Annotated in this window: 19 protein-coding genes, 1 tRNA gene and 1 pseudogene; 9 read left to right on the top strand and 12 right to left on the bottom strand. The window is 62.9% G+C overall.

The features are described from left to right. Positions 1–808 (bottom strand): LysR family transcriptional regulator (locus tag ABN482_RS03205; RefSeq protein ID WP_349502632.1); only part of this gene is annotated, 808 nt, incomplete at its 3' end. 60 nt (positions 809–868) lie between these two features. Here ABN482_RS03205 and ABN482_RS03200 point away from each other — a divergent pair. Beyond that, a complete protein-coding gene (locus ABN482_RS03200; protein ID WP_349502631.1) occupies positions 869–2,419 on the top strand; it encodes an MFS transporter in 1,551 nt (516 codons plus the stop codon). 75 nt (positions 2,420–2,494) lie between these two features. On the opposite strand, the gene ychF is transcribed toward ABN482_RS03200, so the two are convergent. From ychF to ABN482_RS03155, 9 genes are all read right to left on the bottom strand, one after another. Continuing rightward, on the bottom strand, positions 2,495–3,586 hold the full coding sequence (gene ychF, locus ABN482_RS03195; RefSeq protein ID WP_109062181.1) for a redox-regulated ATPase YchF: 1,092 nt from the start codon (positions 3,584–3,586) through the stop codon (positions 2,495–2,497). 113 nt (positions 3,587–3,699) lie between these two features. Continuing rightward, the gene (locus ABN482_RS03190) at positions 3,700–4,515 is read right to left on the bottom strand and encodes a CPBP family glutamic-type intramembrane protease (RefSeq protein ID WP_349502630.1); all 816 of its coding nucleotides are present in this window, start codon (positions 4,513–4,515) and stop codon (positions 3,700–3,702) included. A 3-nt stretch (positions 4,516–4,518) separates the two neighbouring features. Then, complete coding sequence (gene pth, locus ABN482_RS03185; RefSeq protein WP_349502629.1) at positions 4,519–5,109, bottom strand: aminoacyl-tRNA hydrolase; 591 nt, start codon at positions 5,107–5,109, stop codon at positions 4,519–4,521. 92 nt (positions 5,110–5,201) lie between these two features. Further along, the gene (locus tag ABN482_RS03180; RefSeq protein ID WP_349502628.1) at positions 5,202–5,801 is read right to left on the bottom strand and encodes a 50S ribosomal protein L25/general stress protein Ctc; all 600 of its coding nucleotides are present in this window, start codon (positions 5,799–5,801) and stop codon (positions 5,202–5,204) included. 124 nt (positions 5,802–5,925) lie between these two features. Further along, positions 5,926–6,876: a ribose-phosphate pyrophosphokinase gene (locus ABN482_RS03175; RefSeq protein WP_349502627.1), complete on the bottom strand. Its 951-nt coding sequence runs from the start codon at positions 6,874–6,876 to the stop codon at positions 5,926–5,928. A gap of 118 nt (positions 6,877–6,994) precedes the next feature. Next, positions 6,995–7,070, bottom strand: a tRNA-Gln gene (locus ABN482_RS03170). Between the two features lies 1 nt (position 7,071). Continuing rightward, entirely contained in the window at positions 7,072–7,995 is a 924-nt protein-coding gene (ispE, locus tag ABN482_RS03165) for a 4-(cytidine 5'-diphospho)-2-C-methyl-D-erythritol kinase (RefSeq protein WP_349502626.1), read from the bottom strand. Further along, the gene (lolB, locus tag ABN482_RS03160; protein ID WP_349502625.1) at positions 7,992–8,588 is read right to left on the bottom strand and encodes a lipoprotein insertase outer membrane protein LolB; all 597 of its coding nucleotides are present in this window, start codon (positions 8,586–8,588) and stop codon (positions 7,992–7,994) included. Before lolB ends, ispE begins: the two co-directional genes overlap by 4 nt. Continuing rightward, complete coding sequence (locus tag ABN482_RS03155; protein WP_349502624.1) at positions 8,585–10,441, bottom strand: tetratricopeptide repeat protein; 1,857 nt, start codon at positions 10,439–10,441, stop codon at positions 8,585–8,587. Before ABN482_RS03155 ends, lolB begins: the two co-directional genes overlap by 4 nt. A 73-nt stretch (positions 10,442–10,514) precedes the next feature. On the opposite strand from ABN482_RS03155, the gene mutM reads away from it, so the two are divergent. The 4 genes from mutM (at position 10,515) to ABN482_RS03135 (ending at position 16,301) form a co-directional block, all read left to right on the top strand. After that, entirely contained in the window at positions 10,515–11,342 is an 828-nt protein-coding gene (mutM, locus tag ABN482_RS03150; protein WP_349502623.1) for a bifunctional DNA-formamidopyrimidine glycosylase/DNA-(apurinic or apyrimidinic site) lyase, read from the top strand. 90 nt (positions 11,343–11,432) lie between these two features. Further along, positions 11,433–14,402 carry a DUF2339 domain-containing protein gene (locus tag ABN482_RS03145; RefSeq protein ID WP_349502622.1) on the top strand — a complete coding sequence of 990 codons (2,970 nt, stop codon included), beginning with the start codon at positions 11,433–11,435 and terminating at the stop codon, positions 14,400–14,402. After that, positions 14,399–15,796, top strand: a complete 1,398-nt coding sequence (locus tag ABN482_RS03140) for a DUF3999 family protein (protein ID WP_349502621.1) — start codon at positions 14,399–14,401, stop codon at positions 15,794–15,796. The genes ABN482_RS03145 and ABN482_RS03140 overlap by 4 nt, the downstream gene beginning before the upstream one ends. A 34-nt stretch (positions 15,797–15,830) precedes the next feature. Beyond that, complete coding sequence (locus ABN482_RS03135; RefSeq protein ID WP_349502620.1) at positions 15,831–16,301, top strand: hypothetical protein; 471 nt, start codon at positions 15,831–15,833, stop codon at positions 16,299–16,301. Positions 16,302–16,401: 100 nt separating this feature from the next. Here ABN482_RS03135 and ahpF read toward each other — a convergent pair whose 3' ends face one another. Both ahpF and ahpC read right to left on the bottom strand, forming a co-directional pair. Beyond that, positions 16,402–17,964 (bottom strand): alkyl hydroperoxide reductase subunit F, encoded by a 1,563-nt coding sequence (ahpF, locus tag ABN482_RS03130; RefSeq protein WP_109062170.1) that lies wholly within the window; start codon positions 17,962–17,964, stop codon positions 16,402–16,404. Positions 17,965–18,234: 270 nt separating this feature from the next. Continuing rightward, on the bottom strand, positions 18,235–18,798 hold the full coding sequence (ahpC, locus tag ABN482_RS03125; RefSeq protein WP_349502619.1) for an alkyl hydroperoxide reductase subunit C: 564 nt from the start codon (positions 18,796–18,798) through the stop codon (positions 18,235–18,237). A gap of 317 nt (positions 18,799–19,115) precedes the next feature. Between ahpC and ABN482_RS03120 the strand changes: the two genes are divergently transcribed. The 4 genes and pseudogenes from ABN482_RS03120 to ABN482_RS03110 all read left to right on the top strand — a co-directional run bounded on the left by ABN482_RS03120 (position 19,116) and on the right by ABN482_RS03110 (position 22,366). Beyond that, the gene (locus ABN482_RS03120) at positions 19,116–19,904 is read left to right on the top strand and encodes a DeoR/GlpR family DNA-binding transcription regulator (RefSeq protein ID WP_143857520.1); all 789 of its coding nucleotides are present in this window, start codon (positions 19,116–19,118) and stop codon (positions 19,902–19,904) included. After that, positions 19,901–20,416 (top strand): annotated as a pseudogene (locus tag ABN482_RS16450) (ABC transporter ATP-binding protein); the annotation flags it as partial. The gene ABN482_RS03120 and the pseudogene ABN482_RS16450, both read left to right, overlap by 4 nt. Continuing rightward, positions 20,414–21,067, top strand: coding sequence for an ABC transporter ATP-binding protein (locus ABN482_RS16445; RefSeq protein WP_502877225.1), 654 nt, complete (start codon positions 20,414–20,416; stop codon positions 21,065–21,067). The pseudogene ABN482_RS16450 and the gene ABN482_RS16445, both read left to right, overlap by 3 nt. 36 nt (positions 21,068–21,103) lie before the next feature. Further along, positions 21,104–22,366, top strand: a complete 1,263-nt coding sequence (locus ABN482_RS03110) for an ABC transporter substrate-binding protein (protein WP_109062166.1) — start codon at positions 21,104–21,106, stop codon at positions 22,364–22,366. The last annotated feature ends 9 nt before the right edge of the window (positions 22,367–22,375 follow it).

Here is a 22,375-nt window from a genome sequence, read left to right as displayed (position 1 = left end):
AGTCGGACACCATTGCGATGCCGGCACCGGAAGCGGCTGCCTGGACGAGGCTTTGCGCATCATCCGTGACCAGCGGACCTGCGATCCGAATCACCGTTGTCTTGTCTCCCTCACGCAGATGCCAAAGGGGGTGCGAGGCCAGCCGAGAGAATCCCAGGCAGGCGTGCTGCGCGAGATCGGCTGGCCGAGCAGGCATACCGTGCACCTGCAGATAGGCCGGCGACGCACAAAGCATGCGCCGCGATGGCGCAAGCCTGCGTGCCACCAGCCGACTGTCAGTCAATGTTCCGATGCGAACAGCGACATCGAAGGACTCCGCAACCAGATCGACATAACGATCCTCGAAGGCCGTTTCCACAACCAGATCGGGATAGGTTGCCAGGAAGGCGGGAAGAATCGGGGCAACCCACATCCGACCAAAGGTCGCAGGCAATGCAATGCGCAGCGTGCCACGCACGCCGGTTGCCGCTGCTGCGGTGTCCTGCTCGATCTCCTGCAGGGCTTGCAAGGCACCGCGCATGCGCTGATGGAAGGCTTCACCCGCTTCCGTCAGTGCCTGCCTTCGCGTGGTGCGCTCCATGAGGCGCACACCCAGGCGCTTTTCCAATGCAGTAACACGCCGCGAGAGGATGGATCCATCGCGCCCCAGCACCTGGCCTGCGGCGGTGAAGCCGCCATGCTCGACGGTGGCGAGAAAAGCCGTGATCTGCTCGAACTCTGTGCCATTCATATCTGCATTATTTGCACAAGTAATCTGCACCAAAACAATATTTTTATATTTTAGTGAATTAATTAAATTGTAGGTCATCGTCAAACCCTCGGCTTTATGCGCATCCGGCGTGGACGGAGGGAGAGCATCGGAGTTGCCATGAAGAAAACACATTCGACAGTCGCCGCAGACGACCGCTACAAGGTACTGGCGGCAATCTGCGTCTCCGCAATCATCATCCCCCTGGTGTTCACCGGGCCGGCGATATCCACGCCGGCGGTCGGGCGCGACCTGGGCGGTGACCAATCCGCCCTGGGCTGGATCGTCAATGCCTACGCCATCGCGTTCGGTGCTTGCGTCATGGCAGCGGGTGCCATCGGCGACCAGATCGGTCGCAAACGGTGCTTCGTCGCGGGACTCTGGATCTTCATCGCCACATCGCTGCTGATCGGCCTGACCCCGAACCTGTTGCTGCTCAATCTGCTGCGCGCTGCCGAAGGCGTCGGCGGTGCCCTGATACTGACTTCGGCCACGTCCCTGCTGGCACAGGAATTCGAGGGCGCGGAACGCATTCGGGCTTTCAGCTTCCTCGGCACCGCGTTCGGCGTCGGCCTTGCATTCGGGCCAATGGCCTCGGGGTTCCTGATCGAACACCTGGGTTGGCGCTCACTCTACTTTGCCATCGCACTGATCGCCGCCCTGATCCTGCTGATAGGTACGCAACGCATCAAAGAGTCCAGCAACCCGGAGGCGCAAGGCATCGATTGGCCGGGTACCATGCTGTTCACGGCTGCCCTGGTATCTCTGACGTTCGGCATCGTGCGCGGGCCGCAAGACGGCTGGGCGAGCCTGCGCGTGCTGTCGCTGCTGGGCGGCACTGCTCTGCTGCTCGGTGCCTTCGTCGCCGTGGAACTGCGGCACCCTCGTCCCATGCTGGAACTTTCCTTGTTCCGTTACCCACGTTTCATTGGCGTGCAACTGCTGCCTGTGGCAACCGGGTTCAGCTTTATCGCGCTGATCGTCTATATCCCGATCTGGTACATCGTCATTCAGGAACGCGATACCTTCACTGCCGGCCTTGCAATCCTCCCGCTGACCGCACCGATGCTGCTGGTACCAATACTGGCCGGGCGAATCGCCCAGCACGTCTCGCCCGGTCTTCTGTCGGGTATCGGCTTCCTCATCTCGGCGCTCGGTGCCTGGCTGTTGATGGACCTGTCGCCTGACGGGAGTTTGTGGGCGATGGCCATCCCCATGCTGCTGATCGGCATCGGCAATGGCCTGCCCTGGGGCTTGATGGATGCCCTGTCAGTCAGTGTAGTCCCCAAGGAGCGCGCAGGAATGGCGGCCGGCATCTTCACGACCATGCGCGTGGCGGGTGAAGCCATCGCCATCGCGGCCATCGGTGCCATGTTGGTCGGTCTGACAGCCGCAAACCTGCGTACAGCAGCACAGGCCGCTTCGCTGTCGCTTCCACAAGAGGCCACAGCGATCGCCAGCCAGATCGGAACCAACGCCGGGCATGGTTCCTCTTCCGACACTGCCAGTGCAACGGCCGGAGCAATCGTCGCACTTGCACAGCACGCCTACACCTCCGCCTTCCACAGTATCTTTGGTGTGCTGGCCCTGCTCTCGATCCTGACAGCCGTGGTCTGCATCGTGACGCTGCGACAGTCAGCCGATCAACAAGGCAGATCCTTGGAGTCTTGAGGCAAACCCTTGATTTTCAAAGGTCTGCCCCGTACGCCGAACGCTCCTGAAATCTGAAAAATCGTCAGACGTTGATCACACGTTGAACAAGAAGTTCAGCACATCCCCATCCTGCACCACGTACTCTTTTCCTTCTGCCCGCATCTTGCCGGCTTCCTTGGCACCCTGTTCGCCCTTGAACTGGATGAAGTCCTCGTAGGCAATGGTCTGGGCACGGATGAAGCCGCGTTCGAAGTCGGTGTGGATCACGCCGGCAGCCTGCGGGCCGGTGGCACCGATCGGCACGGTCCAGGCGCGCACTTCCTTGACGCCCGCAGTGAAGTAGGTCTGCAGGCCGAGCAGCTTGAAGGCCGCGCGGATCAGGCGGTTCAGGCCCGGCTCTTCCATGCCCATATCGGCCAGGAAGACTTCGCGGTCGGCGTCCTCGAGATCGACGATCTCGGCCTCGATGGCGGCGCAGATGGCCACGACCGGCGCGTTGCGCTCGGCAGCGTAGGCCATCAGGCGATCCAGCATGGGATTGTCGGTAAAGCCGCTATCGCTGACGTTGCCGACGTACATGGCCGGCTTGGCCGTGATAAAGCACATCGGCTTGATGATGGCGCGGTCTTCGTCGCTCAGGTCGAGTGCGCGGATCGGACGGGCTTCGTTCAGGTGGGCAATGCATTTTTCCAGCACGCTGACGATGCGCTGGGCTTCCTTGTCGCCGGAGCGTGCGGTCTTGCTGTAGCGGTGCAGGGCCTTCTCGGCGGTCTGCAGGTCGGCCAGCGACAGTTCCGTCTCGATCACCTCGATGTCGGCAATGGGGTCGACCTTGCCGGCCACGTGGACCACGTTGGGATCCTCGAAGCAGCGCACCACGTTGACGATGGCGTTGGTCTCGCGGATGTGGGCCAGGAACTGGTTGCCCAGGCCTTCGCCCTTGCTGGCACCGGCCACCAGACCGGCGATATCGACGAATTCGACCGTGGCCGGCAGCACGCGCTCCGGATGGACGATCTCGGCCAGCTTGTCCAGGCGCGGATCGGGCACCTCGACGATGCCCACGTTGGGCTCGATGGTGCAGAACGGATAGTTTTCCGCCGCGATGCCGGCGCGCGTGAGCGCGTTGAAGAGCGTGGATTTACCGACGTTGGGCAGACCAACAATGCCGCATTGCAGTGCCATGGATCTTGGTTTCCTGAAAGAGAGATAGGGAGTAATCAGTGGAATGGGGTCGGATCTCCGGATCCGTCAGTCGACAGTTTAACCGGCTTGTGCCGTGTATCGGCCATGCAGCACTACGAGAGATCCGCGCCGCCCAGCATGAACAGCGCAATCAGCAGCAATGGGCCACTGTTGAAAATGGCATGCAGCAGGATGGAAGAGGCAATGCCATGACGCACCCGATTCCAGGCCAGCACCAGCCCGGTCAGCCATTGCGGCAGTACCAGCAGCGGCATCAGCCAGAGCGGCATCTGGTTCATCTCATAGTTCATCCAGTGCATGCCAGCAAACAGCAGCACGCTCAGATGGAACAGCCACGGAAATGCCCGCCGATATCGACGCAGCCAGCGCCAGCGGCCTGCGCGCAACCGGCCCGCCCACACTGAGCACCAGGCCATTTTCAGCAGCAACGCACAGCCACGCCGCCTCAGCCATTTACCCAGCGAGGCCGGCAGCCAGAGCAGGACCAGTACCACCACCACGGCCACGATGGCCGGGTTCTTGGGGCCCAGCAGCGTAATCGCCAGCATCGCAGGCAGCAGCCAGAGCGACTGAAAGGGACGGCGCAGGCCGTAGCGAAACAGCAGCTCTTCCACCAGGGGGGCCCAGGCCAGGGCCGCCAGCCAGGGAATATTGTTCATGTCCAGCCGATGCGTCGCCCCGCCCGCACCGATGGCCATCAGCACCAGCGGGCCGAGCACGAAAATATTGCTGAACCACAGGCAGGCAGCCCAGCACAGCAGGCGGCGCACATCCAGCCCCTGCGTCCAGTCAAGCGACGTCGCTCCCATGCCGGACAGGCGTGACGAACGAGACGCATGGCGCAGGTGTGGCCGGCGCAGGAAAGCACGGAATTGCCTGAAGTCTTCCCTGAAGCGCGTGGCCGCCATCGATCAGCTCTCCGTATGCAGGTCGCGCACGGCGAACTCGAACTGGCCGTCGAGCAATTGCGGCAATGCCTTGCGTCCCTTGTCGATGGCGCGATCGATATCGATCTGCTCTTCCAGGCGCGGTGGATTCAGCACGAAAGCGGCCACCTGTTGCGCCAGGTTGAGCGTGCGGGGATGGCCGATGCCGATGCGCAGGCGCCAGAACGCAGGGCTGCCCAGAGCGGCCTGGATATCCTTGAGACCGTTGTGGCCCGCATGGCCACCGCCCTGCTTCAGCTTGATCTGTCCCGGCATCAGGTCCAGTTCGTCATGCACGACCAGGACTTCCTCAGGCTGAATCTTGTAGAAGCGCGCCATGGTGCCCACGGCCTGGCCGGAGCGGTTCATGAACGTCGTGGGCTTGAGCAGGTGAATCCGTTCGCCGCCACGACGGGCCGACGCGACTTCGCCAAAGAAATTCCTGTCCATGCCGAACGAGGCCCCCAGATCGGCGGCAGCCTGATCCAGCAGCCAGAAACCGGCATTGTGCCGTGTCCTGGCATATTCACTGCCTGGATTGCCAAGACCGACCAGCAGACGTATGGGTAAGCTCATCTCGAATGCACACTCTTATTATGAAAAACCCCATGACATGCGCGTGCATGCATGGGGTTCCAGCATGCCGGCGCAGGCCGGCATATCCGGGATCAGCCTTCGGCTTCTTCCGTTGCGCCAGCTGCACCACCACCCTTGACGATGGCAGCCACCAGGGCCGGATTGGGATCGTTGGGGTGAGCCTGGAAGCTCACGCCAGCCGGGGCGACCAGGTCGTTCAGGTGCACGGAAGCACCGCCTTGCAGGTTCGACAGGTCAACCACGATCTCGGCAGGCAGGTCCTTGGGCAGGCAGACCACTTCGACTTCGGTGTGGATCTGGCTGATCAGGGCGCTGCTCAGCTTCACGGCAGGCGAGGCTTCGGCGTTGATGAGACGCAGCGGCACCTTGGTGGTCAGCTTTTCGTTGGCATTGACGCGCTGGAAGTCGATATGCAGGACCTGGGACTTGAAGGGGTGCCATTGGACCGAGCGCAGCAGGACGTTCTCGACCTTGCCTTCGAGGTCCATTTCGAGCACGGACGAGGCGAATGCGGGCTTGCGCAGTGCGTGGAAAATCTCGTTGTGATCCAGTTCGACGTTGGCGGGCTGGGCAGCACCACCATAGACGATGGCCGGAACACGGCCAGCGCGGCGCAGGCGGCGGCTCGCACTCGTACCCTGGACGCTACGCGCAGTTGCATTGAATTTCATGTAAAACTCCAGACTATTGAAGCAGACATCCCCGATAGGAGCATGTCCAGATGTTCAGGCCGTCGCACATGCGGGACCTGTGCCCGGCACGACCGCGACCAGTCATGCCGGAAAACCGGGTATTTTATTCGACAAACAGCGAGCTGACCGATTCGGCATTGGCAATGCGCAGAATGGTTTCACCCAGCAGCGCGGCACACGACAATTGGCGGATGCGACCGCAATTGCGGGCTTCCTCGCCCAGCGGAATGGTATCGGTCACGACCAGCTCATCAAGCGCCGAATCGGTGATGCGCTCGATGGCGCTGCCCGACAGGACCGGGTGGGTGCAATAGGCATATACAGTGCCGGCACCGCGATCCTTGAGCGCCTGCGCAGCCTTGCACAGCGTGCCGGCGGTATCCACCATGTCATCCATGATGATGCAGGTACGGCCATCGACGTCGCCGATGATGTTCATGACTTCGGACACATTGGCGCGCGGACGGCGCTTGTCGATGATGGCCAGATCGGCCTCGAGCGGCTTGGCCAGCGCACGGGCGCGCACCACGCCGCCGATATCGGGAGACACCACGACCAGGTTCTTGAAGTTGCGGCGCCAGATATCACCCAGCAGGATCGGACCGGCATAGATGTTGTCGACCGGGATATCGAAGAAGCCCTGGATCTGGTCGGCGTGCAGGTCCATGGTCAGCACGCGGTCGACACCGGCGACCTGCAGCATGTTGGCCACCACCTTGGCCGAGATCGACACGCGGGCCGAACGAGGCCGGCGGTCCTGGCGGGCGTAGCCGAAGTAGGGAATCGCGGCGGTGATGCGACCTGCCGAGGCGCGGCGCAGGGCATCGACCATCACCATGATTTCCATCAGGTTGTCGTTGGTCGGTGCACAGGTCGGCTGCAGCACGAACACGTCCTTGCCCCGCACGTTTTCGTTGATTTCAACCATCACTTCGCCATCGGAAAAACGACCGACGGTCATTTTCCCCAGCGACATATCCAGATGGTTGGCCACATCGGCTGCCAGACGCGTGTTGGCAGTGCCGGTGAAAATCATGAAGTGTTCGTGTGCCATGTCGATGCAGATGTAACGGGCCTGGACCCTGAAAACAAAAAAAGCCGCCGAACCCGCCCCCTCGATTTCTTCCTGGCAGGTTCAACAGCTTTTATTTTTGTAAATCACGTACGAATTCTGGCTGGGGAGGAAGGATTCGAACCTTCGCATGCCGGAATCAAAATCCGGTGCCTTAACCGCTTGGCCACTCCCCAATTATCGGGTAACCCAATGTCGCAATGGATGCTCGACCAGTCCGGCACATGCATGCACCGAGTTGATCAACCTGATCGCTTCCGATCCGGCGGTTCGCATTGTAGCGACAATTTCCTGTTTTGCCAAAACGGCGTTTTGCAGATCATGATATCCGGCAAAAAGGCATGCGCCCGAGCCCGACATCCTGACCTCGACACCCAGGCCTGATAACCATTTTGCAGCTTGCGACACGACCGGATACCGGCTGTAGACGACAGGCTGAAGATCATTATGCCCGAACTGCCGCACCTCTTGAGGTGGCTGAAGCAAAAAATCTGTTTCAGCAGCAGGAAAGTCCGTAATTTTGACAGGCTTTGTATCGCGTGTCAACTCTTTCGCTGAAAAAATATCGACAGTCGCCACGCTCGCGCAAGGTTGCACGATCACGTAGGCGGCCTGCGGCAAAGGCAGCGGCTGCAATTCCTCACCCACGCCTTCGGCAAATGCATTCCGGCCGAAGATGAAGACCGGCACGTCAGCCCCCAGCCGCAGGCCCAGTTGCATCAACTGGCTGCGATCCAGGCCCGTACCCCAGAGCCGGTTGAGCGCCACCAGCACGCTGGCGGCATCGCTGGAACCACCGCCCAATCCGCCGCCCATCGGAATGCGTTTGTCCAGGCCCAGGTGAACACCAAGCGACGTACCGGTTTCCGCCTGCAGAAGACGGGCGGCTCGCAGAACGATATCCTGCTCGGGCAACACACCTGGCAGGTCGTAGCTGCGACTGATCTCGCCATCGGTACGCACGTCAGCCTGAAGCGTATCCTGCAGGTCGATGAAGCGAAAGACGGTCTGCAGCAGGTGGTAGCCATCATCGCGGCGACCGACCACATGCAGGAAAAGATTGATCTTGGCAGGTGCCGGAATATCGTAAAGCGTCTTCACGACATCACCAGGCGCACCGATACCCGCCTGTCGGCCGCCTGGCGCGACAGGCGCACCAGACCCGGCGTACCATCCTCGCGATAACGCTCCAATGCCACCTGCCAGCCATCCTGTTCAAACCAGACCAGCCGGCCCGCCGCATCATGACGTGCCCCTTCGACAGGCAAGCCCGGAAGAGGACGCCCCTGTAGCCAGGCACGCAGTCCCGAGACAGGTACATCTGCACCCAGCACCCTGCGGGCCAGGGCATCGGGGTCCTCGGCCAGTTCCACACTGCCGTCGCTGCGCGTGAGCCGCGCCTGCGCAGGGTTTGCGTCGATACGCGCCAGTGTGGCTCCCATTGGAGTGGACAGGTCAAGGCGCAGCCGGGATCCTTCATCGCGCCAGGCAAAACCGCCCTGCACGGCATCCTGTTTGCCATCGGCCTGCACGACTTGCACGGCGAAGCGGCCCGTACGCATGACGGCATGATGCGCTGCATCACCCGTTCCCAGGCTGCCCAGCGGATCCGGTGTGGCGCACGCAGCCAGCGTCAGGGCCACAGCAGCCATGACACTGGCACGCACCAAACGCGGGATCGACTTGCCGCTCATGGCGCGGATACGCCCTGGGCGGGCTGCACGGAAATCAGCTCGTCGGCGGTCAGGCCAAGCTTCTTGACGGTTTCGAGCAGCACAGCGCTGTCAGGCTCCTGGCGCAATCCGTCGGCCAGCAACTGGCGGGCTTCATCGACGCTGCCACGCTGCCACATCACTTCAGCCAGATGCGCGGCGATTTCCGACTCGGGTGCGATCCGATAGGCCTGCCACAGATAATCCTGGGCACGGCCGAGATCGCCCTGCCTGAACAACACCCATCCCATGCTGTCGAGGATGTAGGGATTGTCGGGCATCATGTCGAGCGCCCTGGAAATCAGGGCATGCGCTTCCTCAAGACGGATATTGCGATCCGCAAAGGTGTAGCCCAGCGCGTTGTAGGCATGCGCATGGGAAGGATCGATCTCGATGATCCGGCGCAGGAGGCGTTCCATCTCATCGAGCCGCCCCACCCGCTCGTACAGCATGCTCAGGTCATACTTGATCTGGGTCGCATCCGGGATGTCGACATCGGCTTTTTCCAACACGGCGATCGCGGCCTCCACACGGCCGGCTTCGCGCAGGAGCTGTGCCTCGAACTGCACCCGCTGGATACGCTCGTCATCGTCGCGTGCCTGTGCCTGATGAACCCGCTCCAGGGCAGCATCGAACTGCCCCTGGCTGGCATACAGCTGGGCCTGGCGCAGGGAAATCTGGAATTGCATGTCGGGGTCATCGATCATGCCGAGTTCCTGCACGGCCTGCTCGATCTTGCCCTGCTCCTGGGAAATGCGCGCCAGCAGCAAATAGGCATCGGCCTGCGCAGAAGAGGCATCCGATGCACCATCGCCCACATCGCGCCGCCGTTGGGTCTGCACCGAAAGATACTGATCCAGCAGCGCACGGGCCGTATCCAGACGCTCAGACTGGTAATTGACTTCGGCCTGCAACAGCAGCAGGTCGAAATCCTCGGGAGCATCGGCGCGCATGCGCGTCAGCTCCTGCAGCGCATCATCGTAGCGATTGAGGTTGACGAACAGACCGACCAGTGCCAGCCGTACTTCACGGGCACCGGGGTGGTTGCGAACGAACGTCCGGGCATCCTCGATGGCCTGCTCCTGATCGAGGTTCATGCCGTATTCGAGTACGCGCAATGCGGCCTGCTCGGCACCGGGCCGGGCCACCAGCGCCAGACGGGCTTCCAGCACGGCACGGTCGATTTCCTGGGCGACAAAGGCAAGATCGGAGAGGGCCAGCCGGGCCTCGTACATCTGACGGGTCTGGTCATCGAGTACCTGGTCGAGGATATCCAGCGCCTGCTTGCGCTGGCGCACCCGTCCCAAGACCTGCAGGGCCTGCTCCAGCGCAGCCACCTTGTCGGTGGCGTTCGTCATGCGCTGGCGCAACTCATCCGCCAACCCTCGGGTCTGCCCGTTGGCGGCGCTCAGGGCCAGCACGGATGAGTCGGCCTCGGGATCGGCAGGATCAAGCGTGGCCCAGAGCCGCGCCGCCTCAAGCGCATTGACCAGGCTGCCGCCGGCCAGCGAGAACTCCAGCGCACGCCGGGCCAGCCGCGGGTCGCGGGTGGACTGTGCCAGTTGGTAGAGCGTACTGGCTGCCGTGGGATAGATGCCCCGCTGTGCCGCCACTTCGGACGCCAGGATGCGATAGAGGATATCGCCCGTCAGCTTGACCTCCGGCAGTTCTCCCTGGCGCAGGTGAATGCGCTCGACCTCACGGGCCGACTGCACCACTTTGGGCGTGTCGTCTGCGGCCAGCAGCCGCGAAACGTGCGTGCTGCCACTGGCCGAGCCAGTCGCCAGCAGCCCCGCTCCCAGCGAGGTCAGGAAAAACCGAACGGGATTCATCATCTGAGCATTACCGAATGAAAACTTTTCATGCCCAGGCGGGCATGAGCGGATGCGGGAATGTTAGCATCACTCCATGCCTGAGTTACCCGAAGTCGAAACAACCCGTTGCGGAATCGACGCTGTCATGACCGGCCATCCGCTGCGCCAACTGGTAGTCAGACAGCCCACCCTGCGCTGGCCCGTGCCCGCGCACCTGCCGCAGACACTGGCAGGTCATTCCGTGCTGGCTTGCCAGCGGCGGGGCAAATACCTGCTGATCCGCTTCGAGCATGGCACGCAGATCGTTCACCTTGGCATGTCCGGCTCGCTGCGCCGCACCCCCGATGACGAACTGCCCCGCAAGCACGACCACATCGACTGGATATTCGATCACGCCACTCTGCGGCTGCACGACCCGCGCCGTTTCGGTGCCGTGCTCTGGCATCCGGCCGAAGCCGGGCCGATCGAGGCACATCCGCTGCTGGCGATACTGGGCATGGAACCCTTCGACCCGGCACTGACACCCGAGTGGCTGCATGGACAGTTGCACAGGCGCAGTCTGCCGATCAAGCAGGCCTTGCTCGGCGGCCACATCGTCGTCGGCGTCGGCAATATCTACGCCTCCGAAAGCCTGTTCCGGGCCGGCATCCACCCTGCCCTGCCTGCCAACAGGCTGTCGCGCCCGCGCTGCGCCCGACTGCTGCAGGCCATCCGCGACACGCTGGGCGATGCCCTGCGTGCGGGCGGCACCACACTGCGCGACTATGTCGGCATCGGCGGAGAACCCGGCTATTTCCAGTTCCATGCCTATGTATACGAACGCGACGGCCAGCCCTGCCGTCAGTGTGGCACGGTAATACGCCGTATCGTGCAGGGCCAGCGCGCGACCTATTTCTGCCCGCGCTGCCAGCCACGCCGCTGAGCGGGACCGCTGTAAAAAAGACAGTAGGAAGCATTCCTGTTTTCGGGTTAAATCGCAGCAACGCATTTTCATATCTTATTGGCACCGCCTATGGAATTCGCCCTGGTCCTTTCCCTGCTTGTCGCCTGGCTGATCGGCAGGTATATCCATGCCCGCCGCGCGATCACGCCGTTCCTGCTGGCAGCCTTTGCAGGCTGGGCCATCCATCTGCTCGGCGACGGCTACTTCGCGATCAGCGGCGGCACCCTGGCCGGCCTGCTGGCCTTCGCCGTCTGGCAGCAACGCCAGACAGCACGACTGCACCAGCGACTGCATGCCCTTGAGGCCAGACTTGCGCAGTCGTCTTCGGCAACGACTGAAGCTGCCCCGGCCATCTCCCCAGTTGCCACCGCGCCGCAACCAGGGCCAGCCAGCCATCCACCAACGCCTGACGTGGCAACCACATCCGCTCCTGTTCCGGCCACCGCCATCGCGGCACGCACAGCAGCCGACATCCCCGCCCCCACCAACACGACTGCCCATGCTGTCGCCACCGGCCCGGCCAGCGCCGCACGCGGCGCGAAGACAACAGCCACGCAGCCGGACTGGCTGGTGCGAGCCTCGCGCCTGATCCGGCAATGGCTTTTCGAAGGCAACATCCCGGTCAAGATCGGCATGCTGATCCTGCTGATCGGCGCGGGTGCCGCGCTGCGCTATGCTGCGCAGACGGGGCTGTTCTCGCTGCCCATGCCGTTGCGCCTGGCTATCGCGGCCCTGGCCGCACTCGGCATGCTCGGCTGGGGACTGCGTTCGGCAAGGCAACGCCCTACCTTCGGACTCACGCTCCAGGGCGGCGCGCTCGGCATCCTGATGCTGATCGTGTTTTCCGCATTCAGGCTTTACCATCTGCTGCCCGCCACGGTCGCACTGGCCCTGATCGTCGTACTGGTAGCCTGCGGCAGCATCCTGGCCGTCCGCCAGCATGCCCAGGCACTGGCTTTCATGAGCCTGTCAGGCGGTTACCTGGCCCCCTTGCTGCTGTCCACGGGTTCTGGCAACCATGTCGCCCTGTTCAGCTTCTATGCCGTGCTCAACGCCGCCGTGCTGCTGGTGGCCTGGCTGCGCCCCTGGCGCGCACTCAATCTGCTGGGGTTTGCCTTCACATTCGGCGTCGGCACCATGTGGGGTGCACGCGCCTATCGCGACGAGCTGTTTGCCAGCGTCGAGCCCTTCCTGATCCTGTTCTTCCTGTTCTACGCCATCATTCCGCTGCTGTATGCCCGCACGCCGCGTGCCGTCACCAGCCGCCTGCATGCACGTCTGGACCATACCCTGCTGTTCGGCACGCCGCTGCTGGCATTCAGCCTGCAGGCAGCGATGCTCACGGGCCAGCCGATGGCACTGGCCTACAGTGCGCTGGCGGTCGCCTTCGTCTACGCCCTGCTGTGTCTTTGGGCACGCCGCATCACCGGAGGCCAGTTGCTTTCCCAGGCATTGGCCGGCATCGCGCTGGCGTTCGTCACACTGGCCATTCCCCTGGCCCTGTCGGCGCAATGGACCTCCACGATCTGGGCATTGCAGGGTGCCGGGCTGGTCTGGCTGGGTCAGCGCCAATCGCGCCGTCTGCTCATGCTGGCCGGTCTGCTGCTGCAGGGTGCCGCCGCCCTTGCCCTGCTCGACCACATATCCTACGGTGCCATCAGCGAACTGTGGCCGATGTCGCTCTGGTCGCTGTTCAAGCAGCCCGACACCGTGTCCTATCGACTGAGTATCGTGCTGCTGTCCCTGTCGGCGCTGGCCTCGGCCTGGCTACTGGATCGGCCTGCCCCTCGCCCGATGCCCAGGGCGCAACCCATCCTGGCTGGCGTGATGCTGGTCTGGGGGCTGTTCTGGGGCTATGCACTGGGTCTCTGGGAAATTCTCTTCGAACAGAGTATCCGGCAACCCCTGCCTGTGCTGGCCACCTTCACCGCATTGCTGGCGGGTGTGGCAGCGCTGGCCTACCGGCCCCTGGCATGGCGCAAGCTGGCCTGGCCGATGGTGGCTGCCGCCGCGCTCTGCGTCTTCTACGCGCTGCTGTCCATGTCCGACAGCCGTACGCCACTGACGCTGACCGATTGGCGCCAACTGCCCTGGCTGCTTGTTCCGGGTGCCCTGCTGCTGGCCTGCCGCGCACTGGCCGGACATGCGTCGGCCCACTCCCAGGCCGAAGGCGGCCCAACCACACAGTCAAAAACCCTGCCCATCGTCCATCTGTGCATGCTCGGACTGATCGCCATCCTGGCCAGCACGACGCTGTCGCAAGGCATGCAGACGCTGGCCTATCCGGATGCCGGTCGCCTGTCGTACTACGATGACATCGTCTACCATGGCGGCCTGTTGACGCTGGGTGCCTGGGCACAACTGGCCTATTTCCTGCCCTGGGCATTCATGCTCTGGCTGGCCTGGGAACAGCCACAACGCGCCGGCTGGCCCATCGGGCAGCAATTCCTGCAGTGGCGCCGGGTCTGGTTGGTCATTGCCAGTCTGATCCCCACCATTCTCTGGCTCAGCGCCCTGTTCCATCCTGGCGACAGCCTGCCTCTCCCGTTCTGGGTACCGGTCCTCAATCCGACCGAACTGCTCCTGTTCGGCGGCCTGGCCGGCACGGCACTGGCCATGCGCCAATCCGCACGCCCCCTGCCAGCCGCTGCATGGCTGGGCTGGAGCGCCGCCCTGTTCGCCGCCCTGACCAGCAGCGTGCTGCGCGCCTGCCACCACTGGGCCGATCTGCCCTGGCATCCTGGCCTGCTGGCCACGCCGATTGCGCAGATTTCCCTCAGCATCGCCTGGAGCATTGCCGGGGTCGTCGCCTGGATCGCCGGATCGCGCCATGGCAACCGGGCCATCTGGACTGGCGGGGCCATCCTGCTGGGCCTGGTCCTGCTCAAGCTGCTGCTGGTCGATCGCCAATACATCGGCAATCTGACCGGCATCGCATCCTTCCTCGCGGTAGGCATGCTGCTGGTCGTCGTCGGCCGCATTGCGCCCAGCCCACCCCGCACCCCTCGTCCCGATTCGCAAGGAACACCTGCATCATGACCCGGTTCCCTCTCCGTTCGCTTCAGCTCCTCCTGCTGGGTTTTGCCCTGACCGCAGGCCAGACGGCCCATGCCGGTACACAGGATTATGCGCAGCAATGGCCGCTGCAAGCTGATGCGCAGAACGGCGCGCATCTGCTGACCCTGCCCGCCGAGGTCTACGCAAACACCGTGCGCCCCGATCTCAGGGATATTGCCGCATTCAACGCTGCAGACCAGGAAATCCCGCTGGCCCCCTGGCGTGACGCAGCCTATACGGAACAATCCTGGCGTCCTGCAGAGTGGCTCACCATCCCGGCGTCGGGCAAACCAGGCGCAGTGCAGCCTGGCGACGATCTGTCGCTGCGACTGGAACGCGATGCCGATGGCCGCCTGCGCAAGCTGGACATCAACACAGCCGCAGCCGGTTCGAACACCCAGTCCGGCCCGCCAGACTTGCTGCTGGATACCGGCAATCAAGCGCCTGATGCCATCAAATTGATTCTGGCACCGGAACAGCAGGCCCCCGTACAGGTCGAATTCGACGTGCTGGCCAGCGACGACCTGGCAGACTGGCACACACTGGCACCACGCCAGCGCATCCTGCTGCTGGATGACAATGGCCTGCGCATCGAACGCCTGCAGGTCGATCTGCCACTCACCCGGGCCCGCTATCTGCGGCTGCATCCCACCGGGGCCCAGGCATGGCCGACCTTGCAAGGCATCGAACTGCGGCACACTGCCGCCACCCTGCAACAAGTCCCCTTGCAGAATCTGTCGTTGCAAGCCGAGCCATCGACTGGCGCAAACACGCAGGCCGGCACATTCGACTATCGCAGCACAGGGCGCTATCCCATCACCCAGTTCAATGTCGAGCTGGGTGCAAACCAGGTCAGCGCGCTCGAAATCCAGAGCCGAGCCACAGCAGACGCGCCCTGGCGCACGGTGGGCGGACTGACAGCCTTCTCGCTGCGCCAGCCCGGTGCAGAACCGGCCACCCACTCGCCACAGATGCTGGCCAGCAACCGCGATACCTACTGGCGCATCGTCTCGCGCCCGGCATTGCCGCAAGCTCCGGTACTGCAACTGTCCTATCGGCCGGACCGCTTCCTGGTGCTGCCCCAGGGCGATGCACCCTACATCCTCGCCGCCGGCAGCCGACGGGCCGAGCGTGCCGACTACCCCATCGACGGTCTGCTGGCCTCGGGCACCATCCAGCGCGATGCCGCCATGCTGCCGGTCGCCAGCCTGGGGACCCTGGAGACTGCAGGCGGGCAGCGCGCGCTCACGCCGGCAGCCGCCGATGAAATCAATGCGGGCATGCGCTGGCAATGGGTGCTCTGGCTGGTCCTGGTCGCCGGTGTGGCACTGGTCGTCTGGATCACCCTTCGTGCCATGCGCACGCCGCAGAAGTAGCCTTGACTCACCTTTGCCAAATCAGAATCACGACATGAAAGCGGAAATCATTATCCGGCCCATCGACCAGATCTGGCAGGACCCGCAGTCATTCTGCCTGACGGAGTTCATCCGGGATGAGCTCTTTTACTATTTCAAATGCTGGGACTATCAGTCCATGCTTGACGGAAAAGTTCGGGATGCAGGTTTTCTAGGCTGCTTCACTATCGAGAATATGCTGGCAATCAGGCATACCCGCTTTACCAAACAGATGACCTATCCCGTTGAGACGGAGCATGACTGCAAATGCTACTACTACGAAATCACCCATTCGCCGTGGCTGCGCGACACCCTCGCAAATCGCACCCAGCACGACCCGGACTGGGCTGATGCCAACCAGCAGCACAGCTACCGGCACTTCGTGCTGGAAAATGCAAAATACTGGGTTGAAGTCATTGGTTCCAATCTGGTGTTCGAGAAAAGAAAAAAGGACAGGCAACGAATGCAGTTGTGGAAGCACTTCTGACATCACAAAAGGACATCATTAAAAAAACCGGGCAGAAATCATTTCCGCCCGGTTTTTTTTCGGTCCTGGGAACATACCAGACCGACTGCCACCCAACTGCTTACTTCGGGGCCGACGAACGGATCAGGTAGTCGAAGGCGCTCAGCGCCGCCTTGGCACCTTCGCCCGCAGCGATCACGATCTGCTTGTAGGGCACGTTGGTGACATCGCCTGCCGCAAACACACCTGGCACATTGGTTGCGCAGCGTGCATCGATCTCGATTTCACCATGCTGCGTACGCTTGACCGTCTCGCCCAGCCATTCAGCATTGGGCACCAGACCGATCTGCACGAACACGCCTTCCAGTTCGACATGATGCGCTTCGCCGGTCGCGCGGTTCTTGTACGACAGGCCATTGACCTTCTGACCGTCACCGGTGATCTCGGTCGTCTGGGCCTGCGTCAGGATCTCGACGTTGGGCAAGCTGCGCAGCTTGCTCTGCAGCACGGCATCGGCGCGCAGGGCATCACCGAACTCGATGAGTGTCACATGCGCCACCACGCCCGCCAGGTCGATGGCCGCCTCGACGCCGGAGTTGCCGCCGCCGACCACCGCCACACGCTTGCCCTTGAACAGGGGACCATCGCAGTGCGGGCAGTAGGCCACGCCCTTGTTGCGGTACTGCTGTTCACCCGGCACGTTGATCTCGCGCCAGCGGGCACCCGTCGCCAGGATCACGCTGCGGCTCTTGAGCACTGCACCACTGGCCAGTTCCACCTCGATCAGGTCGCCGGCACGCAGGGATTGCACGCGCTGCACGTTCATGATGTCGACGTCATAGTCCTTGACGTGCTGTTCCAGCGCAGCCGCGAACTTCGGGCCTTCGGTATGCGGCACCGAAATGAAATTCTCGATGCTCATGGTATCCAGCACCTGGCCACCGAAACGCTCCGCCACCACGCCGGTGCGGATGCCCTTGCGTGCGGCATAGACAGCCGCCGCCGCACCTGCCGGTCCACCGCCGACCACCAGCACGTCGAATGCTTCCTTGGCGCTGAGCTGCTCTGCCTTGCGGGCACCGGCACCGGTATCCAGGCGTGCCAGGATTTCCTCGACACCGGTACGGCCCTGGCCGAACACTTCGCCATTGAGATAGACCGTCGGCACGGCCATGATCTGGCGACGCTCGACCTCATCCTGGAACAGGCCGCCGTCGATGGCGACATGGGTGATGCGCGGATTGATCACTGCCATGGCGTTGATGGCCTGCACCACGTCCGGGCAGTTCTGGCAGGTCAGCGACATGTAGGTTTCGAAGTGGAATTCACCTTCGAGTGCCGCCACCTGATCGATGACATCCTGGTCGAGCTTGACCGGATAGCCGCCGACCTGCAGCAAGGCCAGTACCAGCGAAGTGAACTCATGCCCCATGGGAATGGCGGCAAAGACCACGCCGGCCTGTTCGGCATCCTGGCGCGCAACCGAGAACGAGGGACGGCGCACATCGTCGCCCTCGAAACTTTCGATCAGTTCGATCCGGCTGGACTGGCTGGCCACGTCCTGCAGGAACGTACGCATTTCGCGCGAATGATCACCATCATCCAGATGCGCAACGATGCGGATCGGCTGAGTGATCCTTTCCAGGTAGGTTTTCAACTGGGCCTTGAGGTTTGCATCCAACATAATGACGACTCCAACGAAATGCGTTTTGTACGGGCGACCGGCGGCGGACCGCTGTGCATCACAGCCGCCCGGCTCTGCATGAGCCACGATGAGTATAGGAATAAAGCGACGGCACCATCATGATCCGTATCATGGCCGGGCCGGCATGCGACAACCGGCCAGAGGCACGGCCGCCGCATGGAAAGAAATCGCCTGCGACGGGCCAGGCCCGTCGGCAGGGAAGAACAGGACGCCGCTACGGACCGGACGCCCTGTTGCCGGTCTGGGTGATCAGATCTTGCCGACCAGGTCCAGCGAGGGGGTCAGGGTGGCGGCACCTTCCTGCCACTTGGCGGGGCACACTTCACCCGGGTGCGAAGCCACGTACTGGGCTGCCTTGACCTTGCGCAGCAGCTCGCTGGCGTCACGGCCGATACCGTTGTCGTGGATTTCGAGAACCTTGATCTGGCCTTCGGGGTTGATCACGAAGGTGCCGCGCAAGGCCAGGCCTTCTTCTTCGATCAGCACGTCGAAGTTGCGTGCCAGCGTGGCGGTGGGATCGCCGATCAGGGGGTACTTGACCTTGCCGATGGCTTCGGAAGTGTCGTGCCAGGCCTTGTGGGCGAAATGGGTGTCGGTCGACACGCCGTAGATTTCGACGCCCAGCTTCTGGAACTCGGCGTGATGATCGGCCAGGTCTTCCAGTTCGGTCGGGCAGACGAAGGTGAAGTCGGCCGGGTAGAACACGATCACGGACCACTTGCCCTTGAGGGTTTCGTCGCTGACGGGAACGAACTTGCCATTGTGGTAGGCAGTAGCGTTGAACGGCTTGATCTGGGTGTTGATAAGGGACATTTCCTGTTTCCTCACAATGGGTTGAAAAACAATCGGGGCGGGCTTGAAGCACTGCTTGCCGATCCATGGTTCACATGATGCCTCAAATCGATCGATATGTAAAATTGATTAATTCCATATTTGTGATTGCATGCGGCTATCGCATAGCAAGGCGCGCAATACCGCCTCTGCATCATGCAGCGAAAAAGCCTAAGCCATCCGACAGCTTTCATATGAATATATAACGCTGTCATTTTTTCTTCATCCGCCGGTCACGGTGGTGTCATTCGCGCTGTCTACGCTACGGCCTGTTCATATGAAAACAAAGATGCCGTCAAATGAATCACTCGACACGCCAGGATCACATCGTCGCGATGCTGCGCAGCCACGGTGCCATGAGCGTAGACCGTCTGGCCGGACATTTCAAGGTCACGCCCCAGACCATCCGGCGCGACCTCAACCAGCTCTATGAAGCCAACCTGCTGCGCCGCCGCCATGGCGGTGCCGAACTGATCGCGCCACAGCTCAACCAGCCCTACGACACCCGCCGCATCAGCAACTTCGATGCCAAGGTCCTGATCGGTCAGGCGGTCGCCAGTCTGATCCCCGACCATAGCTGCATTCTGCTGGGCTTCGGCACGACGCCGGAACAGGTGGCGCTGGCCCTGGCGCGACAGCAGCGACGCCATCTGACCGTCGTCACCAACAACCTGCGGGTCGCCCTGGCGCTGGGCCAGGACGACACCCACCGCATCGTGATGCCGGGCGGCGAATTGCGCATTCCCAATCCCGAGATCCTCGGGACCGAGACAGAACGGCTGTTTCGCAGCTTCCGGGCCGACTTCGGCATTTCGGGTGTGGGCGGCGTCGACCCCGATGGTGCCTTGCTGGACTTCGACCGCGCCGAAGCCGCCTGCCATGAGGCACTGCGCGAGAGTTGCCGGACCCGCATCCTGATTCTGGATCACTCGAAATTCGGTCGGGCGGCCCCCGTGCGCAGCGGCCATATCCGCGACCATGAAATTCTGGTCACGGACAGCGCATTGCCCGACGGTTTCGAGAACGTCATGCCAGAGACAACGCGCCTGATGATTCCACAGGCACAAGGACAGGAACTATCTGCATGAATCACGCCCCCCTGGCACATGCCACTGCCCACCCACATCCCACGCCCGCCATCCGCCTGCGCCAGGTCAGCAAAAGCTGGGGCGAACAGGTGGTCATCCCCGGCCTCGACTTGGATATTCCGCGCGGCGGCCTGACGGCCCTGCTGGGCCCCTCCGGCTGCGGCAAGTCGACGCTGCTGCGACTGATCGCCGGCCTGGAGCACCCCGACAGCGGCAGTGTCGAGATCGACGGCCACGATGTCACGGCAGCGCCGCCGGCACAGCGCGGATTGTCGATGGTCTTCCAGTCGTATGCCCTGTTCCCGCACCTGAGCGTGGCCGAAAATATCGTGTTCGGCCTCAAGGTCCGTTCCCTGGCACGTGGCGAACGGGAACACCGGCTGCAGGAAGCACTGCGCCTGACCAACCTGGCCGGACTGGAACAGCGCAAGCCGGCCCAGTTGTCGGGCGGACAACGGCAGCGCGTGGCGCTGGCACGCTCCATCGTCTCGGGCCATTCGCTGTGCCTGATGGACGAACCGCTGTCCAACCTGGATGCCAAACTGCGCCACAGCGTACGCCATGAAATCCGTTCGCTGCAGCAGCGCCTCGGCATGACAGTGGTCTATGTCACCCATGACCAGACCGAGGCGCTAGGCATGGCCGATACGGTCGTGCTGCTCGACCAGGGACGCATCGCCCAGCAGGGCGCGCCAGCCGAACTCTACAACCAGCCACGCAACACCTTCTGCGCCACGTTCATCGGCACGCCTCCCATGATGCTGCTCGACAGCAGCTATGTCCCGGCAGAATTGCTGCCCCATCATGATGGCAGCACGACGGGCGGCCCCCTGCGCATCGGCGTGAGGCCGGAACACCTGCTCTTGGGCGATGCCGCTGCCGGCCGTATCCCGGTCATCCTGCGGCACAGGGAATTCCAAGGAGCCGAAGCCTATGCCTATCTGGAGCTGCCCGATGCCAGTCAGATCATCGCCCGCATCGCCCATGGCTTGCCGGCACTGCCGGGGGCTCGCCTGGGGCTGTCCTGGCACACCGTGCATGCCCATTACTTCGCGCCCGACAGCGGTCGACGCCTTGACCTGCCACATACCGGTACGGCAGACCATCCGGCACAGCCCCACACGACACAAGACGATTTCCGACCGGTCGCGCAATACGCCTGACCGTTTTCCGCACCACGACCTGCAAAGAGGTTTCCAATGCTACGCAAGTTCCTGACCGGCGCATCCTGCGCCGCGCTGTTCGGCCTGGGCACGCCTGCCATGGCACAGACCGACCTGACCATGTACTACCCCATCTCCGTCGGCGGCCCGCTGACCGATGTGGTGGACGGCATGATCAACGCATTCCAGCAGTCCCACCCCGACATCCGCGTCAAGGCCGTCTATTCGGGCAACTACGACGAAACCCGCGTACGCGCCCTGTCGGCGCTGCGTGGTGGCGAACCGGTCCAGCTCTCGGTGCTGGGCGCGCTCGATACGCATGACCTGGTGGAACAGGGACTGGTCGAACCTTTCGACCCGATTGCCACCGAAGCCGACGAAAAGGCCTGGCTGCAAGGCTTCTATCCGGCACTGATGGCCAACGGTACGCTCGACGGCCACGTCTGGGGCATTCCGTTCCAGCGCTCGACCATCGTCATGTACTACAACAAGGACATGTTCCGCGCCGCCGGTCTGGACCCCGAGCAGCCCCCGCTGACCTGGACCCAGATGGTCGAAATGGGCCAGAAGCTGACCCAGCCGGGCCGCTATGGCGTGATGATCCCCTCCACCGGCTATCCGTACTGGATGTTTCAGGCGCTGGCGATCCAGAACGGCCAGAAGCTGATGAACGACGCCGGCACCGAGGTGTTCCTGAACACCCCGGCCTCGGTCGAGGCACTGGCATTTTTCCGTGATCTGGCCGCCAAATACAAGATCAGTCCAGCCGGCACCATCGAATGGGGCACGCTGCGCCAGGCCTTCGTACAGGGCCAGACGGCCATGATGTGGCACACCACCGGCAACCTGACGGCCGTCCGCCAGGAAGCCAAGTTCGACTTCGGCGTCGCCATGCTGCCGGCCAACGTACAACCCGGCTCGCCGACCGGCGGCGGCAACTTCTACCTGTTCAAGGGTGCCAGCGATGCACAGAAGAAAGCCGCGTTGACCTTCATCCGCTGGATGACCGCCCCCGAACGCGCCGCGCAGTGGTCGATCGCCACCGGCTATGTCGGCACCAGCCAGGCAGCCTACGAGACACCGGCCCTGCAGACATACGCCAGCGAGTTCCCGCAGGCTCTGGTGGCACGTGACCAGTTGGCTGTCGCCATTCCGGAGTTCGCCACCTACGAGACGGCTCGCGTGCGCGAACTGCTCTCGAATGCGGTGCAGGCGGCACTCACCGATGCCAAGACCCCGCAGGCGGCACTGGACGAAGCCCAGGCACAGGCCGACCGGCTGCTGCGTCCTTTCCGTTGATCCGGGACC

The sequence above is a fragment of the Corticimicrobacter sp. genome (assembly GCF_040137905.1).
Classification (GTDB): domain Bacteria; phylum Pseudomonadota; class Gammaproteobacteria; order Burkholderiales; family Burkholderiaceae_B; genus Corticimicrobacter.
Note: the sequence above shows the minus strand (reverse complement) of the source record. Positions and strands in the feature narration are given on the sequence as shown.